Below are 18,438 nucleotides of genomic sequence, written 5' to 3' on the forward strand. Positions count from 1 at the left end.
GAACCGTCCGGGGTACCTGAACGTAGAACTCAGGGGTTCGGAAGGTTCGACACGGTGGTCCTGGAGGTTCGACACGCGGGACCCGAGCGTTCGACTCACGCGGGGTCAGGGGAGGTCGGCGAGGGTGTTCCAGAACATCAGTTCGTAGGAGTGGAGGAGGCGGGCGGCGGGCATGGCGCCGGTGGGGTCCCAGCCCGTGTCGAGGACGTCGGCCAGCGCGCGCAGGCTCAGGGCGTCCAGGTCGGGCGCGGGTTCGGCGAAGAAGTCGAAGAAGGCGCAGCCGGCGTCGTCGAAACCGTAGTGCTCACGCAGCGCGGCGGCGATCGTGGCGCAATAGCCGCCCCATTCCGCGAAGTTCGCCAGAATCGCGAGGAGAGCGTCGTGGGGATTGCCGTCCAACGCCAGCCTGGCCACGTACGACGGATATGCCTGGCACCCCGGCAACGGTCGGTACGCGGCCACGTCGTCCGGGGTCAGGCCGCACGCGGCCGCGAAATCGGCCAGTTTGGCCAACGCCAACCCCTCACCGCCCGCGACGGTCGCGAAGAACTCCCGCTGCGCGGGCAACGGCGACTGCGCGGCCAAGGTGAGGAAAGCTCGCCAATCGCTCTGCACGATGCGGTGCTCTTCGGCCGCCAGCGCCTTCAACGCCTCCGCCGACGCCTCGCCGGACGCGATCAACGGCACCAACCGGTTCGACCCACCGTCGCCCTTCAGCTCCTCGCGCACCCGCTCCAACAGGTCTTTCGCGTCCTTCGCCATCGTTCCCCCTCGTCCGGGCACCGCCCGTCCACGGCGACGGCGGCGTGACAATAAGCACTCTATAGAGCCGGTCGACACCACGCGCACACCGGTTGGTGTCGATGAAGACTCGGCAACAGGGATTGACGCGGACTCCTCTTTGCCGGTCTCATAGCCTCCGCCTTGTCGAACGTCCGCGTTGCCTCAGTGGGGAGTGCCGGGATTGCGCGTCGCCGGAGTCACGTCGGTCGAAAACCGCGGAATCCCGATCCGAGAACAACATCAGTTGTGGATGGGTTACCTGGCTTTCGGCCTGTTATCGGTCGCGGTCTACTACGCGTTGCCCATCTTCGTCGGCACGATTCCGCTCCGCGTGGTCGTCTACTGCGCGGTGAGCACGTCCGCCGCCTTCGCCGTGTGGTGGGGGGTGCGGCGCAACCGGCCCGAGCCCCGCGCGCCGTGGCTCGTGCTCGGCCTGAGCCAGCTCGTGTACGCCCTGGCCGACGCCACGTTCTACATCTCGCACTACGTGCTGCTGGACCTGCGCTACCCGGCCGTCGCCGACGCGTTCTACCTCGGTCACTACCCGCTCGTCGTGGTCGGCCTGCTCATGCTCATCCGGCAGCGCCGCTCCGACCGCGACCTGCCCAGCCTGCTCGACGCCGTCTCGCTCACCGTGGTCGCGGGCCTGCTGTCGTGGGTGTTCGTGATCGGCCCGCAGACCCGCCTCGGCACACCGCTGCTGGTCGAGATGGTGTCGCTGGCCTACCCGCTGATGGACTTGGTGCTGCTGCTGGTCTCGCTGCGGCTGTTGTTCGGCGGCGGACGGCGTGACGCGTCGTTCGTGCTGCTGGCCCTGTGGCTGGCCGCGATCCTCACCGCCGACACCGTGTACGTGTTGCAGCGCCTTGACCTCAGCTACGAGGCGGGCAACTTCCTGGACGCGATCTGGCTGACCGGCAACCTCGCGCTCGGCGCGTGCGCGCTGCACCCGTCGATGGGCCGGATCGCACAGTCGGTCGACGTGCCCGCGCTGCGGCTGAGCTGGCCCCGGTTGGCGATCCTGTCCGGCGGTGCGTTGATCGGGCCGGCGCTGCTGCTCGTGCAGAACGCGCAGGACGTGCGGCGGGACGTGCCGGTGATCGCGGCGGGCTGCGCGGTGCTGTTCGCGTTGACCGCGACCCGGCTCGCGGGCCTCGCGGTGGACCAGCGCAGGCTCGCGATCACCGACAGCCTCACGCGGTTGCGCAGCCGCCGCTACTTCGAGGCACGCCTGGCCGAAGAGGTGGCCCGTGCCAAGCGGGCCGGTAGCCCGCTGGGCGTGGTGATCCTCGACGTCGACCGGTTCAAGTCGATCAACGACCGGTTCGGCCACCCGGCGGGCGACCGGGTACTGGTGGAGGTGGCCGCACGGCTGCGCGCGATCGCCGGACAAGGTCGGGTACTCGCCCGGTACGGCGGCGAGGAGTTCGCGCTGATCGCGACCGGTGCGGACGCCGAGAACCTGGGCCGGCTCGCGGAACGGTTGCGGCACGGCGTCTCCCACCACCCGATCGCCGTGAGCGGCCGGAGATCGGTGACGGTTACGCTCTCCGCCGGCACCGCCGCGTTCGCGCCGCACTACGGCACGGCGTCCGCGTTGGTGTCGGCGGCTGACCGCGCGCTGTACCTGGCCAAGGACCTGGGTCGGGACCGGGCGGTCGCCGGTGGCACATCGCTCACCGAACACCGGGAGGACGTCGCGGTGGACTACCTGAACCAGGTCGCGGACCTGGTCGACCTGCGCGTGGCCAGTCCCGGGCGCAGTCTGGCCATCGCCGAGTGGGCGCGCACCGTCGCCGAGCACCTGAAGCGGGACCCGGCCGAGATCCGCCACGCGCACCGCGCGGGACGGCTGCTGGACGTCGGCATGATCGTGCTCCCCGACGACCTGCTCACCGAGTCCGGCCCGCTCACCGACCAGCAGTGGCACCTGCTGCACGAGCACCCCGACAGCGGCGCGCGGATGGTCAGCGTGCTGCCCGACCACGGCGAGGTGGCCGAGGTCATCCGCCAGCACCACGAGCGGTGGGACGGCGCCGGCTACCCGAACGGCCTGACCCGCGACAACATCCGGATCGAGGCGCGGATCCTGTCCGTGTGCGACGCGTGGGCGGCGATGCGCGCCGACCGGCCGCACCGGCGGGCGCTCACCCACGAGCAGGCGGTGCGCGAACTGCGGGCCGGACGGGGCGCGCGGTTCGACCCGGAGCTGGTGGACGTGTTCCTGGCGTTGCTGGAGCAGGGCGCGGTCGGCGACCTGAACGCCGGACCGGCCGCGGCGGCGTCCCGGGAGGACAGCCGCCTATCCTGACGCCATGTCGCGCCGGGACCTGATCACGATGACGACGGACGAGGTGCGCGCGTTCCTGGAGGAGCAGCGCGTGGTCACGGTGGCCACGATCGGCCCGAACGGCAGGCCGCACCTCGTGCCGCTGTGGTTCGTGGTGGAGGACGGCGAACTGGCCGGCTGGACGTACCGCGCCTCGCAGAAGGTGGCGAACCTGCGCCGCAAGCCGGAGGCCACGCTGCAGCTGGAGGCGGGGGAGACCTACGACCAGCTGCGCGGCGTCACGATGGAGTGCGACGTGCGGCTGGTGGAGGAACAGGCGGAGGTCGCGCGCATCGGCGCGGCGGTGGCCGCGCGGTACTCCGGGCACAGCGGGCCGGAACTGGACGCGTTCGTGGCCGCGCAGGCGGTGAAGCGGGTGGGGCTGCGGTTCGCGCCCACCTCGGTCGTCTCCTGGGACCACCGCAAGCTCAGCGGCACCTACTGACCGCCGCAAGATCACCGCGCGGTCGACGCAAGTCAACGCAAGTTACCGCAAGCCCAGTGCAAGCGGTCGATTCAGCGACTCCTGGCGTGCAGTCGTCAGGTTTTTGCGTGTTTCAGTAGACATCTTGCGGTGAGCTGAGTGTGCTGCTTATGGTGTGCGCCACGCCACACCCCTGCGACACCCCTGCACGCGAGGTCCCGTCCAACGAAGGGCTGAACCCATGCGAGTCGACCCCACCCTCCGACGCCCCCTGGCGCTCGGCGCGGCGGCGGTGGCCACCTCCCTGCTCGCCGCCGTCACGATCGCCGTCGCACCGAACGAGGTCGCCGCCCAAGTCGCCGCGGCGGCCACGTCGCCGTTCGAGATCCCCGGCCGGGGCGCCGACGTGCCGTTCGTCGAGCACGAAGCCGAAGCCGCCGCGACGAACGGCACGAAGATCGGCCCCGGCCGACGCCAGGGCACGCTGGAGGGCGAGGCGTCCGGCCGCCGCGCCGTGACGCTGTCCGGTCAGGGCCGGTACGTCGAGTTCACCCTCACCGAGCCCGCGAACTCGATCGACGTCCGGTACAGCATCCCGGACGGCAACGGCGGCGCGGGCATCACCGCGCCCCTGTCGCTCTACCTCGACGGCGTGAAGACCGGCAGCCTCACGCTCACCTCGAAGTACGCGTGGCGCTACGGCGGCTACCCCTACGCCAACGACCCGAACCAGGGCAAACCGCACCACCTCTACGACTCCACCCGCGCCCTGTTCCCCCGCACGCTGCCCGCGGGCGCCAAGGTGAAGCTCCAGGTCGACGCGGGCGACACCGCGCCGTCCTACACGATCGACCTGGCCGACTTCGAACTCGTCGCGCCACCGGCCACCCGGCCCGCGAACTCCGTCTCCGTCACCGAGCACGGCGCCACCCCGAACGACGGCACGAACGACAGCGTCGCGTTCGACGCCGCGGTCGCCGCCGCCAAGGCCTCCGGCCGCGAGGTGTGGATCCCGGCCGGCCGGTTCACCGTGACCAAGCACATCACCGTCGACCAGGTCACCGTGCGCGGCGCGGGCCACTGGCACAGCGTGGTCACCGGCGACCGGGTCGGCTTCTACGGCCTGGGCGAGCCGTCGAGCTGCGGCCAGGGCGGCAACTCCGGCGTGAGCACCCGGGTCGGCCTGCACGACTTCGCGATCATCGGAGAGGTCACCAACCGGGTCGACTGCGACCAGACCAACGCCATCGGCGGCGCGCTGGGCGGCGGCTCGGTGATCTCCGGGATGTTCCTGCAGCACACCAAGGTCGGCCTGTGGCTGGACGGCCCGTTCTCCGGCCTGACCATCCGCGACAACAAGGTGGTCGACCAACTCGCCGACGGCATGAACCTGCACCGCGGCATCAGCGACGTGCTCATCGAGCACAACCTGTTCCGCAACATCAGCGACGACGGCATCGCGTTCTGGTCGGAGCACCAGGCCGACCACGGCAACACGATCCGCCGCAACACGGTGGTCGTGCCGATGAAGGCCAACGGCATCGCGATCTACGGCGGCCGGGACAACGTGGTCACCGAGAACGTCGTGGCCGACACCCAGGACCAGGGCGGCGGCCTGCACGTCGGCAACCGCTTCTCCGCGGTGCCCCTGTCCGGCACGACCACCCTGTCGAAGAACACCACGCTGCGCGCGGGCGTGCTCGACTCGAACTGGCAGTTCGGCGTCGGCGCGCTGTGGTTCGACGCCCGGGACGGCGCGATGAACGGCCGGATCGACGTCACCGACACCGATCTGATCGACAGCAACTACGAGGCCATCCAGTTCATCAGCGGCACGATCACCAACGTCCACTTCAACGGTGTGCGGATCAACGGCGCGGGCACGTTCGGCGTCCAGCTCCAGTCGCCGGGCGCGGCGTCGTTCACCAACGTCACGGCCACGGGCCTCGGCCGGGCGGGCATCTACAGCTGCCTGGGCGAGAACGCGTTCCAGATCACCAGGGGCGCGGGCAACTCCGGCTGGGACGGCCCGTCGTACTGCGGCCCGTGGCCGGACCCGATCTACACCGATCCGACCAACCCTCCGACCACCACCACGACCACCACGACCACTGTTCCGCCGACTGGCAACCTGGCGCGGGGCAAGGCGGTCAGCGCCTCCACGGCGAACGGCGGCTTCCCGGCGACCCACGCGGTGGACGGTGACGCGAACACCTACTGGGAGAGCGCGAACAACCAGTTCCCGCAGTCGCTGACCGTCGACCTGGGACGGTCGGAGAACCTCGGCCGCCTGGTGCTGAAGCTCCCGCCGCCCGCCGCGTGGGAGGCGCGCACGCAGACGCTGAGCGTGTCGGGCAGCACGGATGGCGCCACCTACAGCCCGGTGGTGGCGTCGGCCGGGTTCCGGTTCGACCCCGCGTCCGGCAACCAGGTCACCATCCCGGTGTCCGGAACCCACCGCCACCTGCGGCTGACGGTCACCGGTAACACCGCCTGGCCGGCCGCGCAGGTGGCCGAGCTGGAGGTCTACGGCACGACGAGTACGACGACCACTTCACCGCCGCCGCAAGGCAACGTGGCCCGCGGCAAGCCGGTCCAAGCCTCGGCCAACGGCGGCTTCCCCGCCGGCAACGCGGTGGACGGTGACGCCAACACCTACTGGGAGAGCCCGAACAACGCGTTCCCGCAGACGTTCACGGTCGACCTGGGCAGCCGGATCGCGGTGAACCGGCTCGTGCTGAAGCTGCCGCCGGCCACCGCCTGGGCCGCCCGGACGCAGACGTTGTCCGTGTCCGGCAGCACGGACGGCGTCACCTACAGCCAGCTGGTGGCGTCGACCGGGTTCCGGTTCGACCCGGCGTCCGGCAACCAGGTCACCATCCCGGTCTCGGCCGACCACCGCTACCTGCGGCTGACCGTCACCGGCAACACGGGCTGGCCCGCCGCCCAGCTCGCGGAGTTCGAGGCGTACACGGCCTGACTCACCCGTCGCGCCAGGACCGCTGGTCCTCCGCGACCCGCCGGAACACCCGCTTGAACTCGCCGAACGCGTCCTCACCGACGCGTTCGGCGTGCCGGGGCTCGATGGCGGCCACGATCTCGTCCGACCGGCTCATCTGGGCCAGCCCGCGCGCGGTGGGCACGACGAGCTTGGCGCGCCGGTCGTCGGGGTCCGGCTGCCGGGTGACGTACCCGAGCGCCTCCAGTTCGTCCAGCACCTTGCCGACGACCTGCTTGTGCTGGCCCGACCGGCGGGCCAGGTCGGTGGCCCGGGTGCCCTCCTCCGTCACTCGTCCGGTCGACAACGTCGTCGCCACCAGTAGAGTCGGTGGGGAGAGATCACCAGCGGAGGATTGCGATGAAGCGGAACATCACCTGCCCCTGTGGCGAGCACATCACGGGTCAGGACGAGGACGACCTGGTGGCCAAGACCCAGCAGCACCTCAAGGAGAACCACCCGGGCCACGACTACTCGCGCGACGAGATCCTGTTCATGGCCTACTGACCGACCTCGGTCGGCACGATGGGGGATGTCACCGGTCCGGGTGCCCGGTGACGAGCGGAAACGCGTCGGCGAGCCCGCGGTGAGGGCGGGCACGACGAGCCACCGTGCGTCCGCCCGCGGCACGGAGGGCATGTGCTGAACGCGTTGCGCGTGGGTGATTTCCGGCTGCTGTGGGCGGCACGGGCGGTCAGCGCGTTCGGCACCTGGCTGCTCGTGGTGGCGGTGCCCGCGCACGTCTTCCAGCTGACCGGCTCGGTGATGGCGGCGGGCGCGGCGTTGGCGGCGGAGTTCCTGCCGGTCGTGCTGCTCAGGCCGTTCGCCGGGGTGGTGGTCGACCGGTGGGACCGGCGGCGGCTGATGATCGCGGCGGACGTGCTGCGGGCCGCCGCCGTCGCCCTGCTGCTGCTCGCCCGCGACCCCGGTGACCTGTGGCTGGTCTACCTCGCGCTGGTCGTCGAGAGCACGGGCACCGTGGTGTTCCGACCGGCCGCGCAGGCGCACACGCCGGTCGTGGTCGGCACCGGCACGGCGTTGAGCGGCGCCAACGCCCTCAACTCCGTCACCGACGGCGTGGCCCGGCTGGTCGGCGCGCCGCTGGGTGCCGCCTTGATGGCCTTGGTGGGCTTCCACGTCCTGGTGCTGGCGGACGTGGCGAGCTACCTCGTCTCGGCCGTGCTGCTCGCGCTGCTGTCGCGGCACCCGTCGACCGGGGGCAGGCGGGGCGTGGGCCGGGAACTGGCGGAAGGGTTCGCGTTCCTCCGCTCGGACCGGACGGCCTCGGTGCTCCTCGTGGTCAGCACCGTCTTCCTGGCCGCGAACGCCTCGCTCAGCGCCCTGCTGGTGCCGTTCGGGCTGACCGCGTTCGGCGGCACGGCGGCGGTCGGGCTGGTGATGTCCGGGCTCGGCGTCGGGTTCCTGCTCGGCGCACCGGCGGCCCGGTTCCTGGTCGACCGCCTGCGTGCGGGGCCGTTGCTGGCGGCCGCACTCGCCGTGACGGCCGTCGGGTTCGTGCTGCTGTTCAGCTCCACGACGTTGACCTGGGCGCTGCCCGCCGCGGTGGTGATCGGGGCGGCGGGTTCGGCAGCCCTCGTCGTCACGCAGACCGCCCTGCAGCGGGTGACGCCCGGCGAGGTGCTCGGGCGGGTCAGCGCGGTGCTGTTCACCGGTGAGGCGGCGGCGACGTTCGTCGGTGCCCTGGTGGGGCCGGCGCTCGCCGAACTCACCTCCGCGCGCACGACCGCGTACGCCGCGTGTGCGGTCACCGTGATCGCTGCGGTGTACGCGACATCTACACCTTCCGTTCACCAACCGTTCGCCCGGTGATCGCCGGTTCGCGCGTCAAACGAGGCGAGCGAACGAGATGATCAGGCTCGAACACGGGGGTGAGCGGGTCAAGTGAAGCGCCGGTTGTCCATCGGCTTGGCCGTGGTGTTGTTGGCCGCCGTCGTGGCGGTGGTCGTGTGGGGCCGTTCGGATGACGCGGAAGGTGGCGCGCGGGGCGAGCCGACCACCGTGCGCGGGGTCATCGGGTCGGAGAAGCTGGCCTTCTTCAGCGACCGGCGGGTGGTCGACGCGTTCGCGAAGCACGGCTTGACGGTCGAGGTGGACACGGCCGGTTCCCGGCAGATCGCCACCTCCGTCGACCTCGGCAAGTACGCGTTCGCGTTCCCGTCGTCTTCGCCCGCCGCGCAGCGGATCCAGCGCGACCGCAAGACGACCGCCGCGCACACGCCGTTCCAGTCGCCGATGGCCGTGGCGACGTTCGAGCCGATCGTGAAGTTGCTCGAAGCCGCCGGTGTGGTGACCAAGGGCGTGGGCGACTACCAGGTGCTCGACGTGGCCAAGTACCTGGAGCTGACCAAGGCGGGCACGCGCTGGGACCAGCTGCCCGGCAACACCGCCTACCCGGCCCGCAAGAACATCCTGGTCACCACGACCAACCCGGCCGAGTCGAACTCCGCCGCGATGTACCTGTCGATCATGTCGTTCGTGGCCAACGGCAACACCGTGGTCGCCACGCCGGAGCAGGAGGCGACCGTGCTGCCCGACGTCGCCCGGTTGTTCCGCGACCAGGGCTACACGCAGAACAGCACCGAGGGCCCGTTCGAGGACTACCTCGCGGCCGGCATGGGCAAGACGCCGCTGGCGCTGATCTACGAGTCCCAGTACCTCGACCGGGTGTTGCGCGCCGACGGCTCGATCCGCGCCGACATGCGCCTGCTCTACCTCGCGCCGACGGTCTACTCCAAGCACACGCTGGTCCCGCTGTCGGACCAGGGTGACCAGGTGGGTCGGCTGCTGAGCACGGACCCGGAGCTGACCAAGCTCGCGGCCACGTTCGGCTTCCGCACCTCCGATCCGCGCGTGTTCGCCGACGTGGTGGGTGACAAAGCGCCTGCGGACCTGGTGGACGCGGTCGAGCCGCCGTCGTTCGAGACCCTGGAACGCCTGCTCGACGCGGTCGCGCCGTGATGGACGAGTTCACCCTCACCCCGCCGGAACCCGTGACGCCGGTCCCGGTCGAGCGCGCGGCCGGGCTGATCGCGCTCGGCGACGACGTGCGCGCCGACGTCGGGCGCCGTGCCGAGCGGTTCGCCGAACGCCTCCAGGCGCTGGACGTCCGGTCACCGGAGTTCACCGCGGTGCTGGACGACGTGCTCGCGGTCGGCGAGGCCGACATGCGCGCGGCGGCGGGCGTGGCGGGCACGATGCTGGACCGCTCGGCCCGCGCCCTGCGCGACGACTCGCCGCAGGTGCACGTCACCACGTCGCTGTCCGGGCTGCGCCGCACCGTCGCCGAGCTGGACCCGTCGAAGCTGCCGATCACCGGCCGCAAGCTGCTCAAGGTCTTCCCCGCCGCGAACGCCGCCAAGAAGGCGCTGGACCGCTACCGCGCCGCGGGCGAGCCGGTGAACGCGCTGGTGGCGGACCTGCGCCACCGGCAGGACGGGCTGCGCCGCGACAACGCCGCCATCAAGGGCGAGCGGGAGCGGCTGTGGCGGGCCATGGGCAAGCTGGCCGAGGCCGCCGCGTTCGCCGAGGCGGTGGACGCGGCGATCGACCGGCAGGCCGGGATCTTCGACCTGACCGACCCGGCACGGGCGCAGGCGCTGCGCGCGGACGTGCTGCACCCCATCCGGCAACGGCACCAGGACCTGCTGACGCAGCTCGCCGTCAGCGCGCAGGGCTACCTGGCGCTGGACCTGGTGCGGCGCAACAACGACGAGCTGATCCGGGGCGTGGAGCGCGCGGTCACCACGACCGTGGCCGCGTTGCGGATCGCCCTGCTGGTCAGCGGCGCGCTGGCGAGCCAGCGGGACGTGTTGGACGAGGTCGCCGCCCTGCAGGCCACCACGGACGGCCTGATCCGCGCCAACACCGAGCTGCTCGACCTGCAGAGCGCGGAGATTCGCCGGGCGAGCAGCGACCCGGCGGTGGCGGTGGAGACGATCCGCGCGTCGTTCGACCGGATCTACGCGGCGATCGACGCGGTCGACGGCTACCGGGCGGACGCGGTGCGCACGATGGCCGCCACGGTGGAGTCGCTGTCGGGGGAGATCCGTCGCGCCGAAGAGCACTTGCGCCGTTCGCACGACGCGGCGGCGGTCGAGGGGGACCGATGAGAACAGCGTTCGTGCTCGCCGCGGTGCTGGTGGTCGCGGGGTGCACCGGCAGCGCCGAGCCCGACCCGGCACAGCCCGCGGGCCCGGCGGAACCCGGTGTGCTGCGGGTGCTCGCGGGCAGTGAGCTGGCCGACCTGCAGCCGGTGCTGGACGAGGCGGCGAAGGCGACCGGTGTCGAGGTGAAGTTCACCTTCACCGGCACGCTGGAAGGCGCCGAGGCGTTGGCGAAGGGCGAGGTCGACGGCAAGTACGACGCCGTCTGGTTCTCCTCCAACCGCTACCCGGCGGGCATCCCGGAGGCGGCGAAGCGGCTCGGCAACCAGGTCAAGATCATGAGTTCGCCGGTGGTGCTCGGCCTGTCGGCCTCGTCGGCGCGGCGGTTGGGGTGGGAGGACCGGCGGGTCGGCTGGGGCGAGATCGCCGAGCAGGCCGGGCGCAAGGCGTTCAGCTACGGCATGACCGACCCGTCGGCGTCGAACTCCGGCTTCTCCGCCCTGGTGGGCGTGGCTTCGGCGTTGGCCGGCGCGGGCAACGCCGTGGACGCGGGCCAGATCGCGGCGGTGACGCCCCGGCTGAAGAGCTTCTTCGCCGCGCAGTCGCTGTCCGCCGGGTCGTCGGGCTGGCTGTCGGAGGCCTACCTGCGCCGCGCGACCGGCCACGACCCGGGCGCGCGGGTCGACGGACTGATCAACTACGAGTCCGTGTTGTCGTCCCTGAACGCGTCCAAGGACCTGCCCGAACCGCTCACGCTGGTCTACCCCGACGACGGCGTGGTCACCGCGGACTACCCGCTGACCCTGCTCGCCGACTCCGGTGACGACGCGCGTGACGCCCACCAGCGCCTCACCGACCACCTGCGCACGCCCGACGTGCAGCGCAAGATCATGGAGACCACGCACCGGCGGCCGGTCGTGCCCGGCGTCGACCTGGACTCCCGCTTCACCGTGCGCGACCTGGTCGAGCTGCCGTTCCCGGCCGCGCGCGACTCGGTCGACGCCCTGCTCTCGGCCTACTTCAACGAGATCCGGCGACCGTCGCGCACGCTGTACGTGCTCGACACGTCCGGCTCGATGGCGGGCGACCGGATCGCGTCGCTGCGGTCCGCGCTGGTCGGCCTGACCGGCGCCGACGACACGCTCACCGGCCGGTTCCGCCGGTTCCGCAGCCGGGAGGAGGTGACCATGCTGCCGTTCAACACCGGGCCCGGCACGCCGCGGACGTTCACCCTGCCCGAGGGCGACCCGTCGGCCCAGCTCGCGGAGATCAAGGCGTACGCCGAAGGGCTGACCGAAGGCGGCGGCACGGCCATCTACGACAGCCTGTCACGTGCGTACGAGGTGATGGAGCCGCTGGTCGCGGCCGACCCGGACCGGTTCACGTCGATCGTGCTGATGACCGACGGCGAGAACGCGAACGGCACGGGCCTGGCCGAGTTCCAGGCGGCGTTCGGCTCGGTGCCCGCGTCCGTGCGGCAGGTGCCGGTGTTCACGGTGCTGTTCGGCGAGGGCAGCAGTGCCGAGCTGAGCCAGGTCGCCACGATGACCGGCGGCCGGGTGTTCGACGCCCGCTCCGCCGCGCTCGGCCAGGTGTTCCAGGAGATCCGCGGCTACCAATGATCCGCTACCTGGGCTCGACCAAGAACCTCGTCGGCTGCGTCGGCGGTCTCGTCGGCGTGCTGCTGCACCTGACCGGCGTGGTCGGCGGGATCTGGCCGTTGGTGGTGGCCGGGCTGTACGCGGTGGGTGCGCTGCTCGCGCCGCCGGAGAAGGTCCGGCTGGTGCCGGTGGACGCCGTCACCGAGGCCGGTCGGCTGCGCGCGGAGCTGGACGGCCTGGTGCGGGAAGTGGGCGCGCAAGCGTCCCGGATGCCTGAGCCTGCTGTCGCCGCCGTGGGCCGGATCGGCGCGGTTCTGGGTGATTTGCTCGCGCGGCACGACGCGCTGGCCGCCAACCCGGACCTTCGGCACACCGTGGTGCGGTTGGCGCGCACCGACCTGCCGTTGTCGGTGCAGACGTACTTGAACCTGCCGTGGTGGTTCGCGGTGAAGCAGCGGGCGGGTGGGGAGCCGAGTCCGGGTGATGAGCTGGTGACCCAGCTTGAGCTGCTGGAGGCCGAGGCCCACCGGTTGGCCGAACGCGTGTACGCGGCCGACGTCAACCAGCAGGCCGACCACACCCGTTACCTGCGGGATCGTGATCGTGACCGTGACTCGGGTGAGTCGAGCTCATAGGCCTTGAAAGCTTTGAAGAGCTTTGAAAAGCGTCCTCGCCGGACGGGCAGATCAGCAGGATGACATCCCCCGGTTCCGTCCTTCCCTTGTTCCGTTGGGAACTCCCGTTGGGTTGGTGGTCCCGGACTCCGTGTCATCCCACCGACCTCCCTCCGGGTTACCACACGTGTCAAGGGCGGCGCGAGGTCCCAGTGAAGTAGCGGGCAAAGCTGGACGCGCCGCCCTTGACACGTGCGGTAAGGCTGCGCCAGGTCGGCGGGATGACACGAAGCCCTCCTATTGGGGAGAAGGACGTGCTCGTGGCACAGCGCGCGGGGGTCGCCGACGAGCGCGGGGTCGGGCGGCGCCGGGGCGGGTGCGGCTGCGATGCGCTTCCGCTTTTCAATGCGAGGGGTTCGTGTCATCCCGCCGACCTGGCGTAGCCCTACCGCACGTGTCAAGAGGGCGTCGTGCGAGCGTTGCCTGATACTCCAACTTCGGGCGCCCTCTTGACGCGTGTGGTAGCCCGGAGGGAGGTCGGTGGGATGACACGGAGCCCGGCCCACGACGCAACAGGACGTCCCCGACGCAACGAGAACGAGGCGGGACGAGCGGGAGGTCATCCTGCTGATCTGCCCGTCCGGCGAGGACGCTTTTAGGCTTTTCGAACCCCCGCCCTTGAGTCCGAGTAATCCAAAGCCTGGTCCGGGGTCAGCGTGGCCCCGTGCGCGAAGTGCTCTCCGAACGCCACCGTCCCCAGAACCTCCATGACCCGACCGGTGATCCGGTCCACGTCGGCGCGTTCGGCGGCGGGCAGGGGAGCGTTGCGGGATCGTCGGGCCGCGTCCGCCGCGCCCAGCAACGTGGCGGCGGACGCCGGGTCGCCCGACGCACCGGCCAGGCCCTCCAAAGCCAACGCCAACGCACGTGGGTCGCCCGTGCCGACGGCGGCCGCGTAGCTCTCCCGGTGCCGGACCGCAGCGGTCGTCGGGTCGGCGCGCAGTTCGGCGATGAAGCCCAGTTCGGCCAGCACCAACGCGTTCGCGCCGGACAGCCCGACCTCGTCGTGCCAGGCCAGCACGGTGTACAACAGCTCCTCGGCGGTGTCGAGGTTGCCCGCACGGCGTGCGCCCAACGCCAGACCGAGCCGCGCGTTGGCCTCACCGGCCCGGAAACCGTGCTCCGCGGCCAGGTCCAGGGCGCGTTCGTGGTGCTCACGCGCCCGCTCGTGGTCACCGGCGAGCAGGGCGATGCGGCCCAGTCCTGCGATCAGGTCGGACGCCTCCGGCCACAGGCCGAGCTGCTCGGCCAACCGCAAGCCCGTCCGCAACCGCTCCGCTGCCTCGTCGTAGTCGCCGAAAACCTCGGCCACCGCCGCGAGCGGCCGGGTGCCGCGCAGCCTGCCCCAGGTGTCGCCGAGGTCGTGGAACAGGGCGACGCTGCGCTCGCCGTCCCGGGCCGCAGCCTCCAGGTCGCCCTGCAGGAGTCGCTGGAGCGCGCGGTCGCTGAGTGCCGCGGCCGTGCCCCACCGGTCGCCGGTGGCGGCGAAGGTGGTCAGCGCCCGCTCGGTCAGGTGTTCCGCCGAGGCGACGTCGCCGATCTCGCACAGGGCATGGCCGAGGAACCAGAACGCGTGCGGTTCCGGGCACGACCGCAGCGCGGCCTCGATCCGCGCGTCCCGGTCCGCGCCCTGACCGGTCAGGATGCCGATGCCGGTGTGCCAGGCCGTGGTGGCGCCGGTCCTCCCCACCGTGTGCACGGTCTCGAACGCGCGCCGTGCCTCACCGAGCCTGCCGCGCAGCACCCAGTACCACGCCAGGGCGTCCACCAGGCGCAACGCCTGCGCGGCCAGCCCCTGCCGCACTGCGTGGTCCAGCGCCACCCGCAGGTTCGCCGAGTCGGCGTCCAGCCGTCGCAACCACTCGTGCTGCCCAGGCCCTCGCAATCGGGCCCGCTCGGCGAGGTCGGTGTAGTACTCGACGTGCCGCGCCCGCACGTCCTCCAGCTCACCCGCCTCGCCCAACCGTTCCACGCAGTACGCCGCCACCGACTCCAGCAGCCGGTACCGGGGGCCGCCCGCGCCCTCCACCACGACCACCAGCGACCGGTCCACCAACCCGGTCAGCACGTCCAGCACGTCGTCGCCACCGCACACCGCCTCGGCCGCCTCGAACGTGCAGCCCTCGTGGTGCACGGCCAGCCGGCGCAGCACCACCCGCGCCGCGTCGTCCAGCAGCTCCCAGCTCCAGTCGATCATCGCGCGCAGGGTCCGCTGCCGCGGCGGCGCGTCCCGGTACCCGCCCGCCAGCACGCGGAACCGGTCGTCCAGCCGGGACAGCACCCCGATCACGCCCAGCGCGCGCACCTTCGTCGCGGCCAGCTCCAGCGCCAGCGGCAGGCCGTCCAACCGGCGGCAGATCGCCGCCACCGCGTCGGCGTCGAGGGCGGACCCGGGCGCGGCGGCGGTGGCCCGGGCGACGAACAGCTCCACGGCGGCGGGCTCGGCCAGCGGTGCCACGGGGTGGCGGACCTCGCCCGCGACGGCCAGCGGCTCCTGGCTGGTCGCCAGCACGCGCAGGTGCGGCGCGGTCCGCAGCACGTGCGCGGTCAACGCGGCCACCTCCGGGATCATCTGCTCGCAGTTGTCCAGCACGAGCAGCATCCGCTTGTCCCGCAAGGCCATCCCCAGCCGGTCGACCGTGTCGACGTGCTCGCCGCCCCACGTGCCGTCGTCGCGGATGCCCAGCACCGCCGCGACCACGTCGGGCAGCGAGCACGGCGCGGACACCTCCACGATCCGCACACCGTCGGCGAACCCGTCCACCAGCCGCCGGGCGGCCTCCACCGCGAGCCTCGTCTTGCCGACCCCGCCGGGACCGGTCAACGTCACCAGCCGGTGCTCGCCCAGCAGCCGCCGCACCTCGGCCACGTCGTGCTCCCGGCCGACGAGCGGGGTGAGCGGGTTCGGCAGGTTCGCGGTCGGCCGCACCGGCGGCGCGAGGTCGGCGTCCTGCTCCAGCATCGCCCGGTGCAGCGCGGCCAGCTCGGGGCTCGGGTCCACGCCCAGCTCGTCGGCCAGCCGGCGGCGCAGGTCGTCGTAGCCCGCCAACGCCTCGTGCTGGCGCCCCGACCGGTAGAGGGCACGCAGGTGGATCGCGCGCAGGCGTTCCCGCAACGGGTGCTCGGCGACGATGTCCGCCAGTTCGGCCACCACCGCCGCGTGCTCGCCCAGCTCCAGCCGGGCCTGCGCCAGGTCCTCCACCGCGACCAGCCGCTGCTCGTCGAGCCGGGTGATGGCCGAGCGGGTGAAGTCGTGGTCGGCGAAGTCCGCGAACGCCGGTCCGCGCCACAGGTCCAGCGCGTCGGCCAGCAGCGCCGCCCGTGCCGTCGGGTCGACGGCCTCACGGGCCCGCGCGGTCAGCTCGGCGAACCGGTCGGCGTCCACGTCGTCGGCGCGCAGGAGGTAGCCGGGCGAACGGGACTCGACCAGGTCACGGCCGCCGGGCTCGGCCTCCTCCAGCGCACGGCGCAGCTGCGACACCTTCGCGTGCAGCGCGCGCAGCGGGTTGGCGGGCCCGTCGTCGCCCCACAGGTCGGTGACCAGTCGGTCCGCCGACACCGGGCGGCCGCGGTGGGCCAGCAGGTCGGCGAGCAGCACGCGCACCTTGCGCTCGGGCACCCGCACGGGCGTGCCGTCCCCGGTCCGGACGTCCAGCGGACCCAGCACCCCGAAACGCATGGTCACCACCGTAGTCGAGGCGACCCGAACAAGATCGGAGCAGGACCCGAACACCGCCCCGGCACGGTGGTCCTCGAAGCACAACCCGCACGGAGGAACGCCATGTCGAACACCACCCGCGAGATCCGCCTCGCGGCACGCCCGGTCGGCGAGCCCGGCCCGGAGCACTTCACCCTCGCCACCGTCGACCTGCCGGAGTTGACCGACGGGCAGGTGCTCGTGCGCAACACGTGGATGTCGGTCGACCCGTACATGCGCGGCCGGATGGACGAGGGCGAGTCCTACATCCCGCCGTTCGAGGTCGGCGCGGCGCTGGACGGCGGCGCGATCGGCGAGGTCGTGGCGTCCAAGGCGGAGGCGGTGCCGGTCGGCGCGACCGTGTTCCACTTCCTCGGCTGGCGCCAGCACGCCGTGCTGGAGGCCTCGACGGTGACCGTCGTGGACCCCGCGCTCGCACCGGCGCAGGCGTACTTGGGCGTCCTGGGCACGCCGGGGCTCACCGCGTACGTGAGCCTGACCGAGATCGCGCCCGTGCGACCCGGTGACGTGGTCTTCGTGTCGGCCGCCGCGGGCGCGGTCGGCAGCGTCGCCGGGCAGATCGCCAAGCAGCTGGGCGCGTCCCGGGTGATCGGTTCGGCGGGCGGCCCGGTGAAGGCGAAGAAGTTGGCCGACTTCGGCTTCGACGCGGCGCTGGACTACCGGTCCGGTCCGATCGGCGAGCGGCTGGCCGCGGCCGCGCCCGAGGGCATCGACGTCTACGTGGACCACGTCGGCGGTGACCACCTGGAGGCCGCCATCGGCGCGATGCGGTCCGGCGGTCGGATCGCGCTGGTGGGGGCGATCAGCCAGTACAACGCGACCGGGCCGGTGCCGGGGCCGAACCTGTACCCGGCCGCGATCAAGCAGCTCAGCCTGCGCGGCATGGTCGTCAGCTCGTACCTGGACCGGTTCCCCGAGTACCTCGGGCGGGCCGCCGGGTGGCTCGCGGACGGCGTGCTGCGGACCGAGGAGACGGTGTTCGACGGGCTGGAGCGGGCGCCGGAGGCGTTCCTCGGCGTGCTGAGCGGCGTCAACACCGGCAAGATGCTCGTCCGCCTGGACGCGCGGTGAAGGCGCTGCTGGTGGTGGCCCACCCGCGCATCGACTCGCTCACCGGGCTGGTGGCGGCCCGGTTGGAGGACGACCTGACCGCGCGCGGCGTCGATGTCGACCTGATGAACCTGCACGCCGAGCGGTTCGACCCGCGCTTGACACCGGAGGACGAGCCGGACTGGGCCGACCGGGACAAGGTCTACTCGGCGGAGGTGCGGGCGCACATGGACCGGATCTCGGCGGCGGACCTGCTGGTGGTGGTGTTCCCCGTCTGGTGGTTCGCGCCGCCCGCGATCCTCAAGGGCTGGATCGACCGGGTCTGGAACTACGGCTTCGCCTACGGGCGCAGCCAAGCGCGCCTGGCCGGCAAGCGGATGCGGTGGATCGGGCTCGCGGGGGAGTCGCGGGAGACGTTCGACGAGCACGGCATGGCCGACCTGATGGACCGGCAGCTCCGGGTGGGCATCTCGAACTACTGCGGCATCTCCGACGCGTCGCTGACGCTGCTGTACGGCACGCTGGCCGGTGAGGACCACGTCCGGGCGTTGCTGGCGGGCGTCACCGACCTGGTCGACGTCGGCGGCCGCGTCGGGAGTTGAGGGGATCGACGTCGGCGTCCGCGTCGGGAGTCGAGGGGTCGGCGCGGCGGTCGCCTCTCGGCGAGTGGCTCGACGCGGCTCCAGCCGAACGGTATTCCGCGAAGGCGCTGGGTGAGGCTCGAGGACACGGACCGC

Annotated in this window: 14 protein-coding genes; 11 read left to right on the plus strand and 3 right to left on the minus strand. The window is 72.1% G+C overall.

The window, feature by feature from the left end; translation table 11 throughout:
- Positions 1–105: 105 nt before the first annotated feature.
- Positions 106–762 (minus strand): transcriptional regulator, encoded by a 657-nt coding sequence (locus tag A6A25_RS22220; protein ID WP_073892903.1) that lies wholly within the window; start codon positions 760–762, stop codon positions 106–108.
- Between the two features lie 271 nt (positions 763–1,033).
- On the opposite strand from A6A25_RS22220, the gene A6A25_RS22225 reads away from it, so the two are divergent.
- The 3 genes from A6A25_RS22225 to A6A25_RS22235 all read left to right on the plus strand — a co-directional run bounded on the left by A6A25_RS22225 (position 1,034) and on the right by A6A25_RS22235 (position 6,516).
- Positions 1,034–3,094 (plus strand): diguanylate cyclase, encoded by a 2,061-nt coding sequence (locus A6A25_RS22225; RefSeq protein ID WP_083668553.1) that lies wholly within the window; start codon positions 1,034–1,036, stop codon positions 3,092–3,094.
- A 4-nt stretch (positions 3,095–3,098) separates the two neighbouring features.
- Positions 3,099–3,557: a pyridoxamine 5'-phosphate oxidase family protein gene (locus A6A25_RS22230; protein ID WP_073892905.1), complete on the plus strand. Its 459-nt coding sequence runs from the start codon at positions 3,099–3,101 to the stop codon at positions 3,555–3,557.
- 220 nt (positions 3,558–3,777) lie between these two features.
- The gene (locus tag A6A25_RS22235; RefSeq protein ID WP_073892908.1) at positions 3,778–6,516 is read left to right on the plus strand and encodes a discoidin domain-containing protein; all 2,739 of its coding nucleotides are present in this window, start codon (positions 3,778–3,780) and stop codon (positions 6,514–6,516) included.
- Between the two features lies 1 nt (position 6,517).
- Here A6A25_RS22235 and A6A25_RS22240 read toward each other — a convergent pair whose 3' ends face one another.
- Positions 6,518–6,853: a MarR family winged helix-turn-helix transcriptional regulator gene (locus A6A25_RS22240; protein ID WP_241828844.1), complete on the minus strand. Its 336-nt coding sequence runs from the start codon at positions 6,851–6,853 to the stop codon at positions 6,518–6,520.
- A 41-nt stretch (positions 6,854–6,894) separates the two neighbouring features.
- Here A6A25_RS22240 and A6A25_RS22245 point away from each other — a divergent pair, with 41 nt between their 5' ends.
- From A6A25_RS22245 to A6A25_RS22270, 6 genes are all read left to right on the plus strand, one after another.
- Entirely contained in the window at positions 6,895–7,041 is a 147-nt protein-coding gene (locus tag A6A25_RS22245) for a DUF1059 domain-containing protein (protein WP_073892909.1), read from the plus strand.
- Between the two features lie 132 nt (positions 7,042–7,173).
- Positions 7,174–8,364 (plus strand): MFS transporter, encoded by a 1,191-nt coding sequence (locus A6A25_RS22250; RefSeq protein WP_073892911.1) that lies wholly within the window; start codon positions 7,174–7,176, stop codon positions 8,362–8,364.
- A 72-nt stretch (positions 8,365–8,436) separates the two neighbouring features.
- Positions 8,437–9,513, plus strand: coding sequence for a hypothetical protein (locus A6A25_RS22255; protein ID WP_073892913.1), 1,077 nt, complete (start codon positions 8,437–8,439; stop codon positions 9,511–9,513).
- A complete protein-coding gene (locus A6A25_RS22260) occupies positions 9,513–10,664 on the plus strand; it encodes a toxic anion resistance protein (RefSeq protein WP_073892914.1) in 1,152 nt (383 codons plus the stop codon). The genes A6A25_RS22255 and A6A25_RS22260 overlap by 1 nt, the downstream gene beginning before the upstream one ends.
- Positions 10,661–12,280, plus strand: a complete 1,620-nt coding sequence (locus A6A25_RS22265; RefSeq protein WP_073892916.1) for a vWA domain-containing protein — start codon at positions 10,661–10,663, stop codon at positions 12,278–12,280. Before A6A25_RS22260 ends, A6A25_RS22265 begins: the two co-directional genes overlap by 4 nt.
- Positions 12,277–12,894, plus strand: coding sequence for a hypothetical protein (locus tag A6A25_RS22270; RefSeq protein ID WP_073892918.1), 618 nt, complete (start codon positions 12,277–12,279; stop codon positions 12,892–12,894). The genes A6A25_RS22265 and A6A25_RS22270 overlap by 4 nt, the downstream gene beginning before the upstream one ends.
- A gap of 634 nt (positions 12,895–13,528) precedes the next feature.
- On the opposite strand, the gene A6A25_RS22275 is transcribed toward A6A25_RS22270, so the two are convergent.
- Positions 13,529–16,612, minus strand: a complete 3,084-nt coding sequence (locus A6A25_RS22275; RefSeq protein ID WP_073893263.1) for a BTAD domain-containing putative transcriptional regulator — start codon at positions 16,610–16,612, stop codon at positions 13,529–13,531.
- A 102-nt stretch (positions 16,613–16,714) separates the two neighbouring features.
- Here A6A25_RS22275 and A6A25_RS22280 point away from each other — a divergent pair, with 102 nt between their 5' ends.
- Positions 16,715–17,722 (plus strand): NADP-dependent oxidoreductase, encoded by a 1,008-nt coding sequence (locus tag A6A25_RS22280; RefSeq protein ID WP_073892920.1) that lies wholly within the window; start codon positions 16,715–16,717, stop codon positions 17,720–17,722.
- Complete coding sequence (locus A6A25_RS22285; RefSeq protein ID WP_073892922.1) at positions 17,719–18,303, plus strand: NAD(P)H oxidoreductase; 585 nt, start codon at positions 17,719–17,721, stop codon at positions 18,301–18,303. The genes A6A25_RS22280 and A6A25_RS22285 overlap by 4 nt, the downstream gene beginning before the upstream one ends.
- Positions 18,304–18,438: the final 135 nt, after the last annotated feature.

Origin of the sequence: Saccharothrix sp. CB00851 (assembly GCF_001905065.1) — a bacterium.
GTDB lineage: Bacteria > Actinomycetota > Actinomycetes > Mycobacteriales > Pseudonocardiaceae > Actinosynnema.

Coding starts and splice junctions, on each gene's coding strand:
- A6A25_RS22220 (WP_073892903.1), bottom strand. CDS start 762: ATGGCGAAGGACGCGAAAGACCTGTTGGAGCGGGTGCGCGAGGAGCTG.
- A6A25_RS22225 (WP_083668553.1), top strand. CDS start 1,034: ATGGGTTACCTGGCTTTCGGCCTGTTATCGGTCGCGGTCTACTACGCG.
- A6A25_RS22230 (WP_073892905.1), top strand. CDS start 3,099: ATGTCGCGCCGGGACCTGATCACGATGACGACGGACGAGGTGCGCGCG.
- A6A25_RS22235 (WP_073892908.1), top strand. CDS start 3,778: ATGCGAGTCGACCCCACCCTCCGACGCCCCCTGGCGCTCGGCGCGGCG.
- A6A25_RS22245 (WP_073892909.1), top strand. CDS start 6,895: ATGAAGCGGAACATCACCTGCCCCTGTGGCGAGCACATCACGGGTCAG.
- A6A25_RS22260 (WP_073892914.1), top strand. CDS start 9,513: ATGGACGAGTTCACCCTCACCCCGCCGGAACCCGTGACGCCGGTCCCG.
- A6A25_RS22265 (WP_073892916.1), top strand. CDS start 10,661: ATGAGAACAGCGTTCGTGCTCGCCGCGGTGCTGGTGGTCGCGGGGTGC.
- A6A25_RS22270 (WP_073892918.1), top strand. CDS start 12,277: ATGATCCGCTACCTGGGCTCGACCAAGAACCTCGTCGGCTGCGTCGGC.
- A6A25_RS22275 (WP_073893263.1), bottom strand. CDS start 16,612: ATGCGTTTCGGGGTGCTGGGTCCGCTGGACGTCCGGACCGGGGACGGC.
- A6A25_RS22280 (WP_073892920.1), top strand. CDS start 16,715: ATGTCGAACACCACCCGCGAGATCCGCCTCGCGGCACGCCCGGTCGGC.